18 protein-coding genes and 1 pseudogene are annotated in these 20,804 nt (G+C 23.2%); 12 read left to right on the plus strand and 7 right to left on the minus strand.

Annotation, left to right across the window (positions count from 1 at the left end; genetic code table 4):
• Nucleotides 1–45: 45 nt before the first annotated feature.
• On the minus strand, nt 46–1,143 hold the full coding sequence (locus AAHM85_RS00950) for an Mbov_0401 family ICE element transposase-like protein (protein ID WP_342260632.1): 1,098 nt from the start codon (nt 1,141–1,143) through the stop codon (nt 46–48).
• Nucleotides 1,144–1,540: 397 nt separating this feature from the next.
• On the opposite strand from AAHM85_RS00950, the gene AAHM85_RS00955 reads away from it, so the two are divergent.
• Nucleotides 1,541–1,765: a hypothetical protein gene (locus tag AAHM85_RS00955; RefSeq protein ID WP_342260633.1), complete on the plus strand. Its 225-nt coding sequence runs from the start codon at nt 1,541–1,543 to the stop codon at nt 1,763–1,765.
• Nucleotides 1,766–2,107: 342 nt separating this feature from the next.
• Here AAHM85_RS00955 and AAHM85_RS00960 read toward each other — a convergent pair whose 3' ends face one another.
• From AAHM85_RS00960 to AAHM85_RS00975, 4 genes are all read right to left on the minus strand, one after another.
• On the minus strand, nt 2,108–2,494 hold the full coding sequence (locus tag AAHM85_RS00960) for a hypothetical protein (protein ID WP_342260634.1): 387 nt from the start codon (nt 2,492–2,494) through the stop codon (nt 2,108–2,110).
• 226 nt (nt 2,495–2,720) lie between these two features.
• Nucleotides 2,721–2,858, minus strand: a complete 138-nt coding sequence (locus tag AAHM85_RS00965) for a hypothetical protein (RefSeq protein ID WP_342260635.1) — start codon at nt 2,856–2,858, stop codon at nt 2,721–2,723.
• Nucleotides 2,812–4,002 (minus strand): hypothetical protein, encoded by a 1,191-nt coding sequence (locus AAHM85_RS00970; protein ID WP_342260636.1) that lies wholly within the window; start codon nt 4,000–4,002, stop codon nt 2,812–2,814. Before AAHM85_RS00970 ends, AAHM85_RS00965 begins: the two co-directional genes overlap by 47 nt.
• A 64-nt stretch (nt 4,003–4,066) precedes the next feature.
• Nucleotides 4,067–6,124: a hypothetical protein gene (locus AAHM85_RS00975; RefSeq protein WP_342260637.1), complete on the minus strand. Its 2,058-nt coding sequence runs from the start codon at nt 6,122–6,124 to the stop codon at nt 4,067–4,069.
• Between the two features lie 126 nt (nt 6,125–6,250).
• Here AAHM85_RS00975 and AAHM85_RS00980 point away from each other — a divergent pair, with 126 nt between their 5' ends.
• The 6 genes from AAHM85_RS00980 to AAHM85_RS01005 all read left to right on the plus strand — a co-directional run bounded on the left by AAHM85_RS00980 (nt 6,251) and on the right by AAHM85_RS01005 (nt 12,043).
• On the plus strand, nt 6,251–7,144 hold the full coding sequence (locus AAHM85_RS00980; RefSeq protein WP_342260638.1) for a hypothetical protein: 894 nt from the start codon (nt 6,251–6,253) through the stop codon (nt 7,142–7,144).
• 12 nt (nt 7,145–7,156) lie between these two features.
• Nucleotides 7,157–8,311, plus strand: a complete 1,155-nt coding sequence (locus tag AAHM85_RS00985) for a YitT family protein (RefSeq protein WP_342260639.1) — start codon at nt 7,157–7,159, stop codon at nt 8,309–8,311.
• Between the two features lie 150 nt (nt 8,312–8,461).
• The gene (locus AAHM85_RS00990) at nt 8,462–9,502 is read left to right on the plus strand and encodes a DUF3137 domain-containing protein (protein ID WP_342260640.1); all 1,041 of its coding nucleotides are present in this window, start codon (nt 8,462–8,464) and stop codon (nt 9,500–9,502) included.
• A 52-nt stretch (nt 9,503–9,554) separates the two neighbouring features.
• Nucleotides 9,555–10,631, plus strand: coding sequence for a hypothetical protein (locus tag AAHM85_RS00995; RefSeq protein ID WP_342260641.1), 1,077 nt, complete (start codon nt 9,555–9,557; stop codon nt 10,629–10,631).
• A gap of 22 nt (nt 10,632–10,653) precedes the next feature.
• A complete protein-coding gene (locus AAHM85_RS01000; RefSeq protein ID WP_342260642.1) occupies nt 10,654–11,529 on the plus strand; it encodes a hypothetical protein in 876 nt (291 codons plus the stop codon).
• Between the two features lie 247 nt (nt 11,530–11,776).
• Nucleotides 11,777–12,043 (plus strand): hypothetical protein, encoded by a 267-nt coding sequence (locus AAHM85_RS01005; RefSeq protein WP_342260643.1) that lies wholly within the window; start codon nt 11,777–11,779, stop codon nt 12,041–12,043.
• A 210-nt stretch (nt 12,044–12,253) separates the two neighbouring features.
• Here AAHM85_RS01005 and AAHM85_RS01010 read toward each other — a convergent pair whose 3' ends face one another.
• Together AAHM85_RS01010 and AAHM85_RS01015 are read right to left on the minus strand one after the other, a co-directional pair.
• The gene (locus AAHM85_RS01010) at nt 12,254–12,682 is read right to left on the minus strand and encodes a hypothetical protein (RefSeq protein ID WP_342260644.1); all 429 of its coding nucleotides are present in this window, start codon (nt 12,680–12,682) and stop codon (nt 12,254–12,256) included.
• Between the two features lie 348 nt (nt 12,683–13,030).
• Nucleotides 13,031–14,150, minus strand: a pseudogene (locus AAHM85_RS01015) (IS3 family transposase).
• Between the two features lie 231 nt (nt 14,151–14,381).
• Here AAHM85_RS01015 and AAHM85_RS01020 point away from each other — a divergent pair.
• From AAHM85_RS01020 to AAHM85_RS01040, 5 genes are all read left to right on the plus strand, one after another.
• A complete protein-coding gene (locus tag AAHM85_RS01020; protein ID WP_342260645.1) occupies nt 14,382–15,260 on the plus strand; it encodes an IS1595 family transposase in 879 nt (292 codons plus the stop codon).
• 220 nt (nt 15,261–15,480) lie between these two features.
• Nucleotides 15,481–16,137, plus strand: coding sequence for a hypothetical protein (locus tag AAHM85_RS01025; RefSeq protein WP_342260646.1), 657 nt, complete (start codon nt 15,481–15,483; stop codon nt 16,135–16,137).
• A 16-nt stretch (nt 16,138–16,153) separates the two neighbouring features.
• A complete protein-coding gene (cmk, locus tag AAHM85_RS01030; protein ID WP_342260647.1) occupies nt 16,154–16,825 on the plus strand; it encodes a (d)CMP kinase in 672 nt (223 codons plus the stop codon).
• A gap of 27 nt (nt 16,826–16,852) precedes the next feature.
• Nucleotides 16,853–18,184 carry a ribosome biogenesis GTPase Der gene (der, locus tag AAHM85_RS01035; protein ID WP_342260648.1) on the plus strand — a complete coding sequence of 444 codons (1,332 nt, stop codon included), beginning with the start codon at nt 16,853–16,855 and terminating at the stop codon, nt 18,182–18,184.
• A gap of 438 nt (nt 18,185–18,622) precedes the next feature.
• Entirely contained in the window at nt 18,623–20,434 is a 1,812-nt protein-coding gene (locus AAHM85_RS01040) for a PTS transporter subunit EIIC (RefSeq protein WP_342260649.1), read from the plus strand.
• Nucleotides 20,435–20,804: the final 370 nt, after the last annotated feature.

The following is a 20,804-nucleotide window of genomic DNA, read 5'->3' on the forward strand; positions in this document are numbered from 1 at the left end:
TAATTTAATAAGAATTTTTAATTTTTTATTTCAAAATAAATAAAGTTATGTTTTTAAATTTATTTGATTACATTTAAAAATACTATATGTTCTATTAATAATCATTTCTTTTAAAACATGTCAAATATTTGTTTCAGTAAAACAACCAATATTTCATTTCGCACTTTGATTAACAATACCTTTTTTATTATTTTTAAAATACTGTTTTTTTAACTTTTTATGATTATCTAATTGGTTATATAAATAGTCAATTAATTGTTCATATTGACCATTATTAATTAAATTTTTACAATGATTATATTCTTTTACATACTTTCCTTTATTTCCAGCCATTATTCCAAGATATAATGTTCTAATTAAATGGAATTTATCTAAAATAAACTCAGCACCAAGATAATCTGCTACATCTTTAATTCACCCTGCACTATCACTACAAATAATTATTTTTGCTTGTTCAATATTTTCATAAAATTTTTGACAATGTTCTTTAATAAATTCAGCAGTTTTTTTAACTCCAATTGCTGTTCTTGTTGGTCTTATAATTGCTTTTACTCTTTTATTTTGTACTTTGTGATTAATATTATCTGTATATGTTGTTATTAATTTCATAGAGTGTTTTATACCTTTACGTTTAAAATCTCAAAACTTTCGATGTCCATCATCAATCGCTACAAAAATAGGTTGATTTTTTTCTAACTTTACTTTTATTGGATTTGCTTCAATTACTTCTAAATTTTTAAAAACTCTATGAACAGTGCTAACACTAATACCTGCTTTTTTACAAATAGCACAAATATCATGGTATCTTTTTCCGTCAGCAAAATATTCAATAATAGTTTGTTCAACATCTTCACCAATTCTTTTATATTTAGGTAATTCTAGTCATTCATCAACTAAACAAACACGAACTCATTTTTGTAATTTTTCATCAAAATATTCATAAATTCTTCTTTTATAAGTTACTAATCCATACATTATTTTTCTTCTTCGATATTGATAATCAACGATTTTATATTTCTTTTTATCTCTTGTTTTAAATATTCTTCAATCTCGTTTTTCTAATTTCTTTGTTATATGTTCTAAAACTAATTTATCAATTTTTGCATTTTGTTCTCTAAAATTTCATTTATAATTAAAACTCATATTTAATTCTCCTAATCTGTTTCTACACCAATTATTAATTTTAAATTGCATAAATTTAAAGTGTTAAAATTTGGTAAATAACATTAATAATTTATTTTATCCACAATAATCCACATAATAATGTAATTATGAATAAAATAATGGTATTGCGAAAAAAAGTACTTCCATATTTGCAATATAATAAGCAAGTAATATTCAATTAATAGTATAGGTATCACAAAATAAATGCCTTTAATTTAGGCGTTAATTTTGTGTTTAAAAGCATACTTGTAAAAATAACATAAATTAAGTACAATTAAATAATAAAATTTAGGAAAAAAGGAGTAAATTATGAAAATTAAAGGAAAATCATTAAAAGTTGTAAATAAATTGAAATATTTAAAAAATATTTTATATTATGAATGTTATTTGTCAAAGTAAAAATTGTAATAAAAAATGAAGCAATATTATATTATTAGAATTAAAATCTACAACCATTAATCTTTTTCTTTGTGATAATCATGCAAATAAATTACAACATGAATTATTACCAAAATGATTAAAAACTTTTGAAAAATTAAGAAAAAATGCCAAAATAGAACGTATGAGATTAATGGATAGAAAGGGACAACTAGAACAATAAACTGATGTATTTCTATTTTTTGTTAATTTAATTATATCATAAAATATATAAATAGTTAAAAATATAATTATGATTTTATAACTTAAATAATACAAAAATACTAATCTTAAAATTAGTTTTTAAAAATATTAAATTTTAACTTATTAAGTACTATTAAGATAACTTCTTGCATTTAAATAATTTGCTTTTGCTATTAACATATTATTTAATGTTTGATGATGATATATTTTTGCTCCATTAGTTAAAGATTTTAAAAAATGATATACATCACTTTCAACACTACAACCAATATTTCAATCAGCATTTTGATTAATGATTCCTTGTTCATTATTTTTAAAATAATTATAAGTTTTTTTTAGTAACTTTATTATGATTATTTTCTAAAATAGTAATTAATTCATTATACTTACCATTTGAAAAAGTAGTTGTTACATCTAAATATTTTGTTCAATCAAGTGCTTTCTTTTGATGTTTACCACGAACATTAACAAAAGATTTTCATAAATAACTATAAGCATGATATTTATCTAAAATATAATAACAACCCAATCAACTAGCCATTGCTCTAATTCATAATGCACAATCACCAGCAACTACTAAATTATAATTATTATATTCTCAATTAATAGCAAATATATTTAATTTAATATCATAATTATTATTAATAGTTTGCATTGTAAAATTATGTAATTCTTCTTGTTTTGGCGCATCATTAGTTTTAAATAACATAAATGAAGTTATTTTCTTTTCTAATTTATTTCTATATGAATAAATTTTTTTCTGCCAAGATTAAAAGTTAAAAGTTTACAACAATATTGCTGTTTTAAACCATTTTCATCTCAACAAGTTATATAAGCATCATCTGCACATATATTTAATTTTTGATTATCTAATACTTTATGTTTTTGTTCAGGTATTCATTTTGGAATTTTTGCATCTTTAAAAATGGCATTGGTTAGATAAGTTTACTTTCTTGTCTTCAAATCTGTACAAATTGATTTGGAGGCATTTTCAATCTAATAACTATTCTATCATTGTTTCAATATCTAACAAATTTTTCTAATATTTTTATTAAAACTTTCCATACTTTCAAAAGTGCTACCAAACATCATTTTAAAATCTCTTTTAATTCAACGATTTAAACATTCACTAACTTGATTACCTTTAAAACCTGATAGACTTTTTGAGTGAATTAGATTAGTACTTGTATTAAAAACTTTACTAACAATTTCGCTTGTATTAGCAGAACCTAAATCTGATTGAATAGTCGTAAAATTACATTGTTTAGCACTCGCTAATTCTATTTGATTAACCACATTTAACACAGTTTTGGCATTTTCATTTTTGTTTATTTTTCAGCCAACAATTGAATTACTGTACATATCAGTAGCAAAAACAACTAATAATTTTGTTTTTTTATCACCAATAATTATATTTTTAAATCATGTGCCATCCATACCAACTTTTTCAAGAAAGTTATTACTTGAAAAATTACGTTTTAATAAATCTTTATTATTTTTTAAATCACTATTTTCTACTACTCTATTTGTTGATTTAGGTTCTAATAATAATTTAATATTATTATCTTTTAATATTTGTTTTATGCTTGTTTTACTGCATTTAAGACCTTTATTTTTTATTTTTAACTCTAATCTTACTTTTTCAAAACTAGTCATATTAATGTACTTTTTTTCATTTTTAATGAGAACTATTTTGTTTATTGCTTGTATCAAATTATCATTAATTTTTGATTGATATTGCTTTTTACCTTTTTTTACTCATAAATAGTATGCTGTTTTGCTAATAGCTATGTAAACAATAATTTTATTTAATTGATGACCTTTTTGCTTATATTTTTCTACTATTAAAAAACACTTATATTTTAATAATTTACTATTTTTTCCCCTTGTTAATTTCTTTTCACAGGCTAATTGCTCCTTTAAAAGTTCTTTTTCAACCTCATCTTTTAAAGCTTGTTTTCTAAGTTTATCAATTTCTTTGTTTAATAGTTTAATTTCAATATCTTTCTTATCGATCCTGTGAGAAGTTTGGGATTTAGAAATTTTGGTGAATGCATTTTCACCTTTAATTTGATATTGGTTAACCCAATTATAAATTAATACTGGAGTTGATAATTTATATTTGACTTGAATTTCATGTATTTTTAGTTTTTTATCAACTAAATACTCATTAACAATGGCTAATTTTGTTTCTTTTGAATAAACTTTATAATTCATAATTTCTCCTTCTGTATTAATTATTTTTAATTATATTACAGATTGAAAATATTAATTGGTAAACTTAAGTGACTGATGCCGATTTCTTTTTTTTAAATTGTTGTTTTAAGTATCAATCATAAATAATAGCAATAATAGCTAAAATAAAACCAATAATAAGAAAACCAGAAATAATATAACCCAAAGTATTACCACGTACTTCATTAATTGTTCAATTAACTGATAAATTTCATATATTATTTATTTCTTTTGCATTCATATTTTCTAATTCCTTAGAAGTATAATTAAGTTTTAAAGCGGCATTTCACAATTTTATACCAGCAGCAGTATTTCAAAATTCAACAATAGGTAAATTATTACCATGATAAATAGTAAAATATTGTCAGTTGCTAATATTATTTCAATTAACAGTTTGTAATAAATATACATCATTATTGCTTTTGGCATTTAATTTAAAAGTAGTTTTTGGTTTTAATGTTCATAAATTCATTTTATTCATAGTAGTACTATCAATAGTAATAATATTTACAAATTGGATACTATTATCATAGTTAAAATTAATTGTAAAACCATCATTATTGTTAGTACTATTAATATCATATAAATTATTATTTACTATTCCTACATATTTAATATTAGTATTGGTACTATTATCTAATGTTGGCAAAATATTTTGATTATATATTAATACATGGTAAGTTATTATTTCATCTTTAAATTTAATATTAATTTCAGAATTACTATTAATAATTGTCGTAATACTATTATTTATATTTGGTAATAATGGTTGATCATCATTAATAGTAATATCTTTTAATTCGTCATTAGTTACATTTAAAATTAGATTATTATTACTAATTCAATTATTAGTACGATTAACTGCAGTGGGTTTGTCTTTATCAATATATGAATTAATAAAATTAATCAATTGTTCATTTTTAGTTTTAGTAAATTTAATAGTATTAATTCGACTTCAATTATTATTTTTACTATCACTTAGTAATAATTTACTTGTATTATTATCAATAAAACCAAGATTATCATTTATTCTTTGGAAATTGGCACAATAACCAATTTTAGTAAAAGTACCTAATTCATCTACAAAATAGCCAATTTCTTGTTCATCAATAAAAACACATAAACCATCATGAAGTAAAATGAAATTATTCATATAATGTTCATTAATTTTTGTAAGTTTAATATCATTACTATCAGTAATGCTTAACTTATAGGGTTGTCCAAAAAATTTGGAACTATTTTTAATATTTACATTTAAAACTCCTTGATTGTTACCGGTCTTACTAAAAAAAACAGTAGTAGTACTAAACAGTGGTGTCTTATTGAAAATTAATGGTTTTGTTGTGGCATTGCCATTATCATCTATTGTTAAATAAAATAATTGACCATTAACATCACGAATAATGCCACCATTATCATTAATGGCAACAAAAGAATTTAATAGTATTGGATTAGGAGCGTTAATATTAATTGGCTTTATATTACCATCATCTTTTAGAATATAAGAATTTTGATCACCACCAACAAAAATGCCAAAAGTAGAATTTATAGCAGTAAAACTAGTTTTACCTTTTCCATAATGATATGGAGTAACGAAGTTAGTTACTTTTCCATCCGTGTTAATTAAATCAGCACCAATATCGGTACTAACGATATTATTACCAAAGTTAGTGAAAGTATGATTTGGAGTTTCAATGGCAGTAGCATCATCACTAATACCATTTTTAGTCATTAAAAATGAACTATTAATAAAATTACTATCATCACTTTTATGAAAATTATTTAAAGTAGCAATTCCCAAGTTATCATTAAATCTAATAAAATTACTAATTTGTAAGTCTAGATTATCATATGTACCATCCTTATTTAATAAATAAGATTGTGCTTGTGAATTTGTAAAAATACCAGCAATAGAATTAGTTGAATCATTTTCATTTCAATTATAAAAATTTCCACTTTCAAAAGCTAAAGTTAAACTTTGTTCATTTAGGATAGTATTTTCTGTTTTTATTTCTTTATGATGATAATTATTTATTTTCACTTGGTTTAAATTAGTAAAAGTAGTTAGTGAAATAGTAACTAGTGTATATAAAATTTTAAACATATTATCAATTCCTTTAATATAAACTAATATTAATTATAAAGATTTTGAAGATAGTGTATAGCAAAATAATAAAAATAAGTTACAATTTATATATGATATTTTATAAATTAAGGAATGATTATAATTATGAAAAAAATTTTAACATTAATAGGTACTATTACTTTTGGTAGTGGAATAGTAACACCAGTTTTAGCTTGTTCTGATCAACAACAAGATAGTATTTTAAAAGCAATTACTAATGGTAATGGTAATTATAATGGTTGAGAATCAACTTTATCAAAAGTTGGTATTAAAAAACCAATAGGTGTTCCTATTGATGGTCAAAGACCTGAAAAAGAACAAGTTATTGAAAATGAAGCTTTAGAAAACAGTTTTTCACAATCACTTGCCAAATTAATTTTAGATAAAACAAATATTAAAGAGCCAACTTGATTTGATAGTCAATTAGAAGTAGGTACTAAATGTTATTATTTTACTATTGATAATGGTAAAATAGATGAATCAACAAAAGCAAGAACTTGAGATGTTTATGCTTCAACTGGTAGAATTAGTATTAATATTACTTATCAAGTTGGAGTAGTAAATAATGATAAAAGTTTTAAAGTTGAGCAATACATAAAAAAAACTTTTAATATAAAATGTTTTTATACACAAAGCGATTACATAGTTTATAGTTGTGTTAGTGATGTTACTAAATTATCAGGACAAATAGTACCAATTAGTGTTGATGAAGAAAGTAAACCTGTTATTGATAAAACATATGCTGATTTTTCTCAAAAAACTAAAACTTTAGTTCAAGAAGGAATAAGTTTAGCATTAAAGAATAATCCTTCTGTTAATTCTGTTAATATTAATATTAAAGGAATTGATGGTCAAAAAGTTATAAGTTCAGGTCCTAATAAATTAGAACTTAAACTTAATTTTGTGATTAGTTTTCAAGATTCATTAATTGACATGTCTTTATCTTCGCCTTATGATGATAATAATTATGTTCCAACAATACTTCAATTTAATAGTTAAAAGGAGTTTAATATGTCCAATAATTCAGAAGCAAAAAATAAAGATAAAGAGCCACCATTAATCGTTGATGCTTTTACTTTTAAAAATATTGGTGTTAAGCAAGAGATCCATTCTTCATGAAAAAACTTTAATTGAAAAATAACTTCCAAAAATTTATTGTTAATTTTTATTGGTGCTTTTTTAACAACTGTTTCATTTTTTTATTTTATTAATCGTGCTGGCTTATATACTAATGGTTTATCAGCTTTTGCGCAATTAATAGCTAAATTTATTGCTTTATCTTATAACGGCGGTATTACTGAGCAAGAAACAACACAAGCATTTTGATTTTATCCAGTATATTTTCTTATTAATGGTCCTATCATTATTTGAGGATTATTCAAGGTTGGATTTCGTTTTACTCTTTATACTATTATTTATTTGTTATTTCAAAATGTAATTAACTTTTTGTTAACAACAATTGATGCTCTTAAAAATTTTCAAGTTTTAGGTAATGAGCCGTTAAAAGGTACTACAGATTATTGGCACTTAGTTTTACCACGTACTTTTATTTTTGCTGCTTTAGGTGGATTAATTTATGGTGCTGGTATTGGTATTTTATTTAAAACTGGTGGATCTAGTGGTGGTATGGATTTTATTAGTACTTATATTTCTATGAAACGTAAATATTCAATTGCTACTATTATTAGAAATACTAATATTATTATTGTTGTTATTGTTTTAATTCTTGATGGAACTTTTTTACAGAAAACTAGTCTTGTTGATAATTTTTTAGTTAAGCCTTACTTTATGTCAACGCTTGTTTATATTTATGTAGCAGCCTTTGTTATGAATAGAGTTTATCCAAAATATATGTTGATGAGTGTCTTTATTATTTCTAATGAATTGGAACAAATCCGTAATGATATTTATCGAAATAATTATTTACGTGGTGGTAATGTTTGAAATGTGAAAGGTTTGTATTCAGGTAATGAATATAAAATGATGATGACAACGATGTCATTATTAGAATATAATTTTTTTAAAACAAAAATAGTTCGAATTGACCCTAAAGTTTTTATGGTAGCAGTTCCTGCAAAATATATGCATGGTGGTAATGCAGGTAAACCTCCACAAAATGCACCTGTTAATATTACTGAAATTAATGATTTTTTAGAAAAAAACTAATAATATATATGTTATAATGTAATTAGTTTTATAATAGTAGGGTTTTTAGACTTCTAAATAGATTATTATATCTATAGTTAGTCTTTTTCTATTTTATAAAACAAAATTAGTTATAAACTATATTAAGAATTAAAAAAGAATGGAATAATTATGAAACAAAATTTATTGCCAAAGGTTGTAAATGAGATTGTTAATAATATTCATACTGACTATAATAATAGTAGTAATCATTGATGAATTAAATTAATAAATAATCGTTTATGAATTAGTTTATGAATTATTACTACCATTATTGCTTTAGTTGCTATTGCTGCTAGTATTGGTATTAACAAATCATCATTTATTAAAAAACCATTTACCATTATTAGTATTATTGGATTCATTGTTGGATGTTTTTTATTAGTACAGAGTTTTGTATTAAAAAATAAAATTCATGAAAAATTAATAGAAGAATTACCAATTATTAACTATTATCAATGAGTTATTAAAGATAATAATTCACAAATGAATTTAACAACTATTAGTGATTATTGAACAATTGAACCACAAGGTAATTTACCTTTAGATGAAGAACCTAATTATTATAATTATTGCGAACAAGTAATGATAGGAAGTATTAATGGTCAAAATTTTAACTATGGAAGTATTATTAACCAAAAAGTCATGTATGAGACAAGTTCTGGATATAATAGTGCTGCTCAAGTTATTGAAACAGAAAAAATTACTTGCTATTATACACGTTTTGTTTATTATACAACTATTATTAGGAATAATAATTTTACAATGACATTAACACCACGTAATATATTTTCAAAAAAATTTCGTAGTAAAAAGAAAGTTCAATTAGAATCAAATTTATTTGAAGATTTATTTGAAGTAAAATGTGATAATCAAATTAAATTAAGATTAATTTTAGAACCAAAAGTAATGAATCTACTTAATGAATTTGCTTATAGTTTAGGAAATAAGGATTTACCAGTTATTCATATAGAAAATGAACAATTAACATTAAGTTGAAAATATGAATTAGGAAAAAATTCTTATAATGATGGAAAAGGTAAATTGATGGTTTTACCCACTACTACTAATCTTGAAAAGTTTATTAATAAATTATTAGCAATGATTAGTAAAGATATTTTAAATTTAACGCAAGCACAAATGTGAGTTAATAACTTATATTTATTATCATAATAATTATATATAAATTACTTTACAATAATTTAAAAATAAGGTAGATAAAATTATGAATAACTATCAATTATTAAAATCAAGTTGAAAATGATTTAACAATAAATACTTAATGCAAACAATCTTATGAATGTTATTAACAACTTGTTTGATTATTTGTGCAATTTTATGAGAAGTTAAAAGTAGTATTTTTAATAAAATTTTAACATTTGATTTTTTTAATAATGCTAGTATTACTGATGAAACTATTATTACTTTAAAAACTTATTTATATATTGCTATTTTTAGTAGTTGTATTGCAAGCAATACTTTAATATTTATTCAAATCAAATGTTGAATGAAAAAATATATTGAAAATAAATATAAGGTAATTTCAAATTTTGAAAATAATTTTTTTATTTTTAAAGCTTTATTAGTATTAAATGTCGCTAGAAACATTACTTATATTTTTTGTTTTACTAATGTTTTTACCACATTATTTGTTTTAATTTATTGATTTTGTTATTTTATTATTTATATTGTTTTAGAAAAAATATTAGAAGAAAAAAATCAGATTCTTGGTAATCCTTGATGAAAAGATATAGAAAAACGATCATTATTTATTATTTTAGGTTTTGAAGTTTTATATTTAATTGTAAAAAATTCAATTTTAAATTTTACTAAGGGTGCTATTAACATTGATCAAGTTTTAAAGTACTTTATTCCCGCTAGTTCTTTAGCATTAATATTAGCAGTGTTCATTCAAAGTTTAGTTAAAAATGATGTTAAAACTATTTTAAATAATATTAAAAATGTTAAAACTAAAGTTGATGATTTTAAAATATTTTATAATTGAGATTATAAAAATATCATTAATGATTTTCTATTTGTTAAAGAAGCACCATTAATTATTCGAAATGAATTAAAACAAAAAGTATTAACTAATGAAGAAAAAAATAAAATATTTGAACTTTTACATGAAATTTATCAATTTCTAATATTTGTTGAAAAACAAAATATTAAAGTTAGTGAGTTGAAATATATTTATTATCATTTATTTTATGAAATAACTGACCGCGATGAAATTTCACAAATTAAAAATAGAATTATTAATACAAAAAAGAAAAATATGAAGATAATACTAAAAAAGTAGTGATTATCTAAGGAAGTTTATTATGAAAAAATTATTAAAAATTATAAGTGTTTTTGCATTTACTAGTATTACTACTATTAATATTAGTGCATGTGATGTTTTTCAGAATTCATCAGTTGATTATCAGCAATTATTAGAAGATGCTGAAAATTTAATTGCTAATAATACTTATCCCAATTTTACTAATTTTTTAAAACCCGAAAATAAAACTCATGTTTCTGATTTTAAAAAATTAATTGAAGAAAATATTAGTAACTTGTTTAATACTGCTCCAGAAGATTTTAGTAATATTACTTATGAAATTACTAATGGTCAAGATGAAATAAAAAAAATTAGTACTACTAATATTAAAATTCATTTAGCTGTTTATAATAATTCTGCAGTAAAAGATTGTAGTTTTGATGCTAATTTTAGTCCATTACAAGATTATATAAATGAAAAATTAGAACCATTAGTCAATGGAACACAATATTTATCAATTAATAAAAAGGATAGTGGTGGATTTTATAATGACTTAGTTACTGCTGGTGCTACTTTTAAACGAAAAGATGAGCAATATTTAAGAAATGATTCAGATAAAGCTAATAATTTTTGAAGATCATTTCAAGAGTGAATTCCTTCTGAAGAAGTGAAAAACCCTTTACTTGGTAATATTTTAGTTCCATTGTTAAATTTTATTCCAAAAAAACCAGTTACTGGTTTAACTTTTGATAATTTTAAACCATATTTGTTAAATGCTGGTGCCTATAATAATGTTATTGCTATTACTGGCAATAAAAAATTTGGTGATAAATATTATGATTATATAAAAATTGGATTAGAGGGTAAAAATTCAAAGGATATTGCTTTTGGTAATAAATATGAAGGTTTAACTTTTATTTTTACTACTAATAGTTAGTTAATAAATTTTAGTTCCTTTTTGAAAAGATAAAAATTAATAATAAAAATTAATTTTATAACTAATTTTGTATTAAAAAAATTAAAAAAATATAGACAAGTTATAAAACACATGCTATTATTTTTTCATACCTTTTTAGGTTAAATAATATATGCGACTAAAAGAAGTAGTTTCACGTAATAATTATATTACTGGTTGCTACTTTTTTAAAATAAAAAGTAGCAACTTAAGAAAATTATTATGATATATGAAAGAAGTGTTTAAAATGTCTCCTTTATTTATAGATAATCAAAATCCTAATATTCGTAGAATGTCTGATGACAGTGCAATAAGTTTATTGGGTTCAAATGGTGATTTTTCTAGTATATCTAATAGTAGTACAATATCTATTTTTGAAGAAACTGCTGCTATTAGAGAAAACAAATATTTATTAAAAATAACTAAACTTTTAGGTAAAAATATTACTTTTATTGTTGCTCTTTCTGGTAATAGTACTGCTCAAATGATAAATTAGGGGACAGTAACAAAAACGGAGGATATAATTACTTATTAACTATTTCTTATATAGAATTTAAGAAATAGTTAATAAGTAATTATATACAATTGTAAATTTATCTTACTACTAAATTAAAATAATTTCAATCAAAATACAAATATTGAAAAAAATTAATTAAATAACGGACTTCTCCCCACAAGTACTTGTGGAGAGAAGTCCGTTATTTAATTATGATTTTTTAACTGCTTTAACAGTAAAGTGGAATTTAACTGATGAACTAGCAATTACTTGTGGTGCATTAGGTACGGTTGCTACAACTTTGTAAATCAAATCCATTTTATAGTCTAGTGTATCTCCTGAACATATATATTCATTTAAACATTTTTGTGTATGTTCTTTAAATTGATTTATTAAATCATTAATAGAAACATCTGTTTGATTAGCAATTGATCATCCTCATTGTTGACCTTGTGCTAATACATATGCTTTTGGAGTTGTTTCTTGAAGTCTAGTAAGTAAATATTCTGGTACAATCGGTGTTATACCAACACTTGTTACTAATACGAATGTTCCATTTCGATATTTTTCATCTTTTAAAAATGCAACTTTTTCTGTATCTGGTAAAGCTTCTAATATTTGGTTAATATATGGAACCATAGTGTTTAAGTTAGATTGCACACTAATAGGATCAACGTTATCTTGTACATTAATAATATTAATGTCAGCATTTCCAGTAGTTGTTGTATGTTCAATTTTTAAATGTCCTAAAGAAAATGTAGTTTTTTGTATATTTTATTCTCCTTTGTTACTAAAATAAATTACTATTTTTAGTTTATTTTAAGATTAAGATTTACCTAATGTAATATATTTTTATTTTTAATATCGATAATAGCAAGAGCTTTATAATAATGTGAAAGTGATATTAGATAAAAATATTTTGTGTAAATCTTAATTTAAGTCTATAATTAAAAAAATGAATATATGAAATGGCAACCCTTTTTAGGACTATTTTTTGGTAGACATTTTTTCTTGATATTTAATGGGAGTTAAGTAGTTTAAAGTGCTGTGGATTCTTATATTGTTATATCAATTGATATAATCAAATAATTCTAATTTTAACTGTATTAATGATGTAAATTTTTTGTCATTAATAAATTCAGTCTTGAAAGTTTTAAAAGTTGCTTCAGCAACAGCATTGTCATAAGGACAACCTTTTTTACTTAAAGAGCGGGTAATATTGAATGCTAATAAAAGTTTGTTAATAATTTTATTATTAAATTCGTTACCTCGATCGCTATGAAATATTTGCATATCTTTTAAACAGCGATTTGATTGCATAAATGCTTGATATACCAATGATGCATCTTTTTTAGTACTACACTATGTCCAACAATTTCGCGGTTAAATAGGTCTATTAATAAGCAAATATAGTTTCATTTACCATTAACTTCAACATAACTAAGATCACTGACAATCACCTCATTTTTAATTCTATTATTAAAGTTTCTATTAACAATATTAGTGATTTGTTCATTATTTACTTTATTACGATGATTTTTAAATGATAATTTAGTGTATTTTGACATTAAATTATGTTTATCCATAATTTTTTTAATTTTTCTTCTTGATAAATAAATTTCTTGTTTTTCTAGTATGACTTTTAATCTTCTTGTTCCATAAACACATTTGTTTTCTTTAAAAGCACTAATAACAGCTTGATCATAAATATTATTTTTGATTTTATCTTCTTTTTTCTTTAAATTAAAATAATATGTTGATTTAGAAATTTTTAAAAAACGACACATTGGGCGAATCTTATATTTTCATTTATTATTTGCAATAATCTCTACTTTCTGCCTATTATTAGTGCTGCTTGCTTTAAAATATCATTTTCCATTCGTAATTGTTTTAATTCTTTATTCATTTGAATTAATTGTTTTTCTAAATCAGAAAGATTATCTTTAGTTTTAAAACTTCCCGAATTAGTAAATTGCTTAATTCATTTATATGCAACTGCTCTTGTAACATTGTACTCTTTAACAAGACAAGATACTGATTTGCCACTTTGATATAAAGCTACTATTTGTTTTTTAAATTCATCTGTATATGAAGTAATATTGGCCATAATTATATTTCCTTTCTTTTAACAAATATTGTTATTTGTCTACATAATTAGTGTCCAATAAATTGTAGCCGATCCAATACAATAAAAAAATAATGTCTGCATAGAAATATAAATTTTCTAATATTTTATTTCGGAATTTTACGTTTATTGGCAATAACTTATATACATTATTATTTCTGAAAACTTTAATTAGATATTAGTAAAATAAAATCTAATTAAAGGTGATTGAAAATGAATATTTTAGACATAATAAATAAATTTCCAAACCAAGAATCTTGTATAAAATTTTTAGAAGAAATAAGATGAAATAACAAACCAAAATGTCTTTTTTGTTTTAGTGAAAAAGTTAACTCTGTTTTAAAAGAGTCGCGTTATAAATGCAAAAAATGTCATAAGTCTTTTAGTGTAACTGCTCAAACTATTTTTCATCATACACGTGTATCACTTCAAAAGTGATTTATTTTAATAGTATTAATGGCTAATGCTAAAAAAAGTTTATCATCATCTCAAGCTTCAAGAGACTTAAATTTACGTTTAGCAACTGTATGAAAAATGATGCATAAAATTAGAAAGGCAATGGCTAATGATGAGATTAAATTATTAGCAAAAATATTAGAGATGGATGAAACATATGTGGGTGGAAAACCGCGTAAATATAATGATGTTGATAATAAAAATAACTCATTACGTGATAGAGGAACTAGTAAAGAGTGTGTTGTTGGCATTATTGAACGAAATGGTAATGTTAAATTATTTCATGCAAAAAATAAAAGTATTAAATCTGAAGATTTAATGAAAATAGTTAAAGAAAATGTTGATATTAACAATTCTATTCTTTTTACTGATGAATATCGTGGATATTATAAAATGAATAAAATTTTACCACATGAACAAGTTAATCACAAAAAATATTTTTCTTATAATGGTATTCATACAAATACAATAGAAAGTTTTTGAGCAATATTAAAAAGAGGTTTTATCGGCCAATTTCATTGAGTTTCAAAAAAATGACTCCAATCTTATTTAAATGAATTTTGTTTTAAATATAATAACCGTAAAGAAAAAATCACATTTAAAAATATCATAATTAAATTATTTATTAAGAATTAAGTGTTAACCAATAAGCGTAAAATTCCGTTTTATTTTAATAATGTTTAAAAGAAAACTAAGCAAAAACAATTATTTTTTAAAATATTGTCAATATTATCAATAGTTAAATTTGTATATTATAATGATTTTATATATTTATGTTATAATCAAGAAAATTATCATTACTATTAAAAATAAACTAATATTGGAATTTTTTAAATATTAATTTGTGGGTGCTTTAATGACAAGAATGGAAAAATATAAAAGTTTACGTGAACAAATTACTAAAGAAATTAAAGAAAATAGTAAACTTTGAGAACAAGAACAAAAAATAGAAAATTATTATCAGCAACTAATAAAAATTGATAAAGCATATTTTGAACCAATTTTTCAAAAATTAAATTCTGATTTAAATTTAGTTAATTTTGAAAATTATTTTATTAAAAATAATGAACAACATTTAGATGATAATGATAAATTAATATTGGAAAATATGTTAGAAAATATTAATAATATTTTAAAAAAATATAGTGAAAATATTGATTTTGAAATAGTTGATGTGCCATTAATAAATATTAATTTGGAATATCAAACACTAATTAATAGTATGGATAATAAAATAAATGAATTTCAAAAAGACTTAGAAAGTAAAATTCATGATGTCAAAAATTTTGTTAAAAATTTAGAATTTAAATATAAAAAGTATAAAATAAATAATAGTGATCTTAATAAAGGACTAAAAGAAATTAATCAAGAACATAATAATTTTCAAGATGAATTACAAAAAATTAAAATTAAGCATAATTATAAATGAAGTTTAACAGTATTTAGTATTATCATTATTTGTTTAATTTTAATAGTCGTGTTAGTATTATCATTAATATTATTTATTAAGTAGAGAATGGAGAAAAACAATGTACCCAAAGATTAATATTGCAATAGATGGTCCAGCAGCTAGTGGTAAATCAGCAGCAGCATATTTGCTTTCTAAAAAAATTGATTATCAATTTATGGATACAGGAATTATGTATCGTAGTTTTACTAATTATTGTTTAAAAAATAAAATTGCTTTTGAAAGTGAAGATTTAATACTTGCAGCATTACAACTTTTTGATATACGATGAGTTAATGGTCATTTTTTATTTAATGATCAACCACCAACAGAAGAAATTTATGATAAAAATGTTACTAGTAAAGTACCATTAATTGCTTCATTATCTGAAGTTAGAAAAGTTATGGTTGCTAGAATTCAAGAAATGGTTAGAAGTCAAGGCTTTATTGTCGTTGGCAGAGATATTAGTAGTGTTGTTTTACCTGATGCTCAATTAAAGATTTTTTTAACTTCTAGTTTACATGCTCGTAGTGAAAGAAGATATAAACAATATATTAAAGAGGGTATTAATATTACACAAGAGCAAGTATATAATGATATGGTAATTCGTGATAATGTTGATAAAACTCGTAGTACTGGTCAACTAGTAATTGTTGAAGATGCAGTTATTTTAGATAATAGTGATTATAATTTACAAACGACCGTTGATAAATTAAAAGTTTTATATGATAATTACTTTAGTCATAAAAAATAATATTTTAAATATAAGGATTTGAATAAAATGAATAAGTTACCAAAAGTAGTAATTGTAGGACGCCCTAATGTTGGTAAATCTTCAATTTTTAATCGTATATTACAAAAAAAAGTAGCAATAATTGAAGATATGCCTGGAGCAACTAGAGATCGAATTTATGGTATTGGTGAATGATTAACACAAAATTTTGTGATTATTGATACGGGTGGTATTACTAAAACAATTACTAATTTTACTCAACAAATCAATCAACAAGTTAATATTGCTTTAGCTGAGGCTGATATTGTTTTATTTGTTTGTTCTTATCAAGAAGGTCTAACTCACGAAGATGAAAATATTGCCAAATTATTATACAGAACTAAGAAACCGGTTATTATTATTGCAAATAAATATGATAATGTTCAAAAAGATAATGATAAAATTTATGATTATTTAAAAGTTGGTTTTGGCGAACCAATTTTAGTCTCTGCTAGTCATGGTGTTGGTTTTGGTGATTTATTAGATATGATAATTACTAAGTTACCAAAAGAGGTTCATACAGAAAAAAAAGAACATATTAATTTAGCAATTATTGGTCGTCCCAATGTTGGTAAATCAAGTTTAGTTAATACTATTCTTCAAGAGAATAGAGTTATTGTTTCACCAATAGCAGGAACAACAACTGATGCTATTGATAGTAATTTTGTTTATAATAAAAAACAATATTTTGTTATTGATACTGCGGGAATTCGTAGAAAAGGAAAAATTACTGAAGATTTAGAAAAATATAGTTTAATTAGAACTACTAATGCTATTGAACGTAGTGATATTGTTTTGTTTTTATTAGATGGTAGTGTTGAAATTCAAGAACAAGATTTAACAATAGCAGGAATGGCAAAAAATTTAGATAAGCCAGTTATTATTATTGTTAATAAATGAGATTTAGTTAAAAAAAATGAAAAAACAATGCAAGAGTTTACTAACAAAATAAAAGAAAAATTTAAATATCTTGAGTATTCTTTTGTTGTATATTTATCTGCTTTAGAAAATACTAGAATTCATACTTTATTTGCCACTATTAATGAAGTATTAGTTAATATGAATTTAAGAATTAAAACAAGTATTCTTAATGAAGTAATTAATAAAGCTCAATTAATTAATGAGCCGCCTTACTTTAAAGGTGGTAGATTAAAAATATATTACACAACACAGGTTGAAAAAAATCCTCCTATTTTTATTTTAATGGTAAATGATTCACAACGATGTCATTTTTCTTATGAACGGTTTTTAATTAATCAAATTCGTGATCGATTTGGTTTTCAAGGAGTACCAATTAAATTAAGATTTAGAATGCGTAAGTCATTGTATAATAAACAATAAAAAAGTGTAAAATTTTGTGATTATATTTATTTAATAAAAATTTATTGTATAATAATATTTATTAAGATAAAAAACTAATGATTAGAAAGTGTAAATGATTATGCTAAATTTTTTAACATTAGAGTCGCACAATAAAAGTTTATCAACATCGGCAATGTGAATAATGTTTATCATTGGTTTGATTTGTATTGGTATTATTTTTCTTGTGTTTTTTTTATTTAAAAGAAAATTACGTAAAGAAAGGAGCCTAATTAACGAGCAATTTTTATTTAAACCAAAAAAAGTTAAATATCAAGTTTTTCATTTTTGAAGTAAAGCTCTTTATATATTTTTAATGTTTTGTGCAACAGTTGGTGCAATTGTGCTATTATCAGTTTCAATAAGTTCAATGTTTTAATTTTGAAAAATTAAGAAAAAGCTTTAGGAAGGGGTTAAAATATGGGTTTAGTTTTCTGAAAAAAACATAAAGAGAAAAATCAAACAAAAAATAGTAATATTGAATTAAAAACCTCAAAAGAAAAAAGTCCTTGAAATAATATTTTAAAATTTTTACAAGACTTAGGTAAAGCATTACAGTTTCCAATTGCAGTATTACCATTCGCTGCTATTTTAAACAGATTTGGAGCGTTAGGACTTACATTTACTACTACAACCGATGCTGGTGTTATGCATGTTACTAATGAAGTGGGTTATTGAATTTCATATATTATTCAACAACCAGGAAAAATAGTATTTGATAATTTACCATTATTATTTGCTTTGGGTTTAGCATTTGGTTTAGCTAAAGATCATCGTGGTGAAGCTGCATTAGTTGGAGCAGTATTTTATTTGGCAATATCTGCAATGACGTCAATTGAACATTCATTACCAGAAATGTTATATAAAAATGTTTTAACTTTTACATCAAGTAAAGGTGAAAAATTTTCGTCATTATTTTATGTAGAAAAATTTGGAACAGATGGTAAAACTATTGTCGGTGGAATTTATGTATTAAACATTGGTGTTTTTGGTGGAATTGTGGCAGGGTGTTTATCTGCGGTTTTATATAATAAATATAAAGAAATCAAACTTCCTCAAGCATTATCATTCTTTGGTGGTAGAAGATTTGCACCAATGGTGGCTTTAGCAATAACTATTCCTACTGCTTTGGCATTTGCTATTGTTTGACCATGAATTCAATTAGTATTAATGAAATTTGGTCAATTAGTTGCTAATCCAAATAATCCAGCAGTTGCTATTCCAGGAACAGCAGTTTATGGAATATTAAATCGTTTATTATTACCTTTTGGACTACATCAAATCTTAAATACTTTTTTTTGATTTCAATTACCAATTAATGGTCAGATAATATCTCCAATTACAGGTGCTGCATCTGGAACAACGGAATGAGTAAATGGAGACATTAATGCTTTTACTAGAGGTATTGAAGGATCTGGATTTTTTCAATCAGGTTTCTTTCCTATTATGATGGGTGGTATTCCCGCTGCTGCCTTAGCTATGATTATGGCAGCTAAAAAAGAAAATAGAAAAATGGTATCAGGGTTTTTAGGAGGAGTTGCTTTAGTTTCTTTTATTAGTGGAATCACTGAACCAATTGAATTTTCATTTGTATTTATTGCTCCATTATTATTAGTAATTCATGCCTTATTAACAGGGGTATTTATTGCAATAACGACAGCATTGCATATTCAAGTTGGTTTTGGTTTTAGTGCTGGAATTATTGACTATTGCATTTCTTTTGCTCAATCATGAGGATTAGCTAATTATGCTAAGGGTGCTTATCATATTACTTCAAATCCACTATGAGTATTGTCATTAATTATGGCTGCTGGTGGAGTTTATTTTATTGTATTTTATACATTAATTACTAAAATGAATATTAAAACACCAGGAAGAGAAGAAGATTTTGGTGTTGAAGAAAGTAAAGTAACAACAAAATCAGAGTTAAGCAATAAAAATCTTAAAAGTGATAAATATACACTAATGGCAACAAAATTAATTGAAGCAATTGGTGCAGATAATTTTGTTGAAATTGACAATTGTGCTACTAGGTTACGTTTGATTGTTAAAGATACATCACGTGTTAATTTGGCAAAAGTTAAGGCCGCAGGAGCATTTGGTACTAAAATTTTGAGTAAAGAAGCTTTACAAATTGTTATTGGTACCGATGTTGAACATGTAGCCAATGCAATAAAGGCACAGTTACAAAATTCAGCAACTTTGAATATTAAAACTAAAGTTAATCTATAATTGAAAGTGATTATATTACATTAAGGGAGGTTCCCAAAAAAGTAGCAAGATGAATTACTATATAATTAACTTATTTCTAACATTATTTAATCAATAGAACATAGACAAAATTACTCTCTTTTCTTAAAACATTAAATTTATATTTTATATTCGAGGTATTTAAAAAAATAAAATATACATTTTATAAGTTAAATTAAAATTATCAACAAGGAAAAAGACAAGAAATAATCTTGTCTTTTTTTGTAATTGTAAAATTTTAAAATTTTTATTATTAACACCCTTTAAATATCTACTACACTCAGTGAACAAGTAGGAGAAAGTTAATAATTAATAACCTTCTTTAACGCTATTATCAACAGGTGTTAGGGAA

The sequence above is a fragment of the Spiroplasma endosymbiont of Notiophilus biguttatus genome (assembly GCF_964030985.1).
In the GTDB taxonomy this organism is placed as follows: domain Bacteria; phylum Bacillota_I; class Bacilli_A; order Mycoplasmatales; family VBWQ01; genus Spiroplasma_E; species Spiroplasma_E ixodetis_A.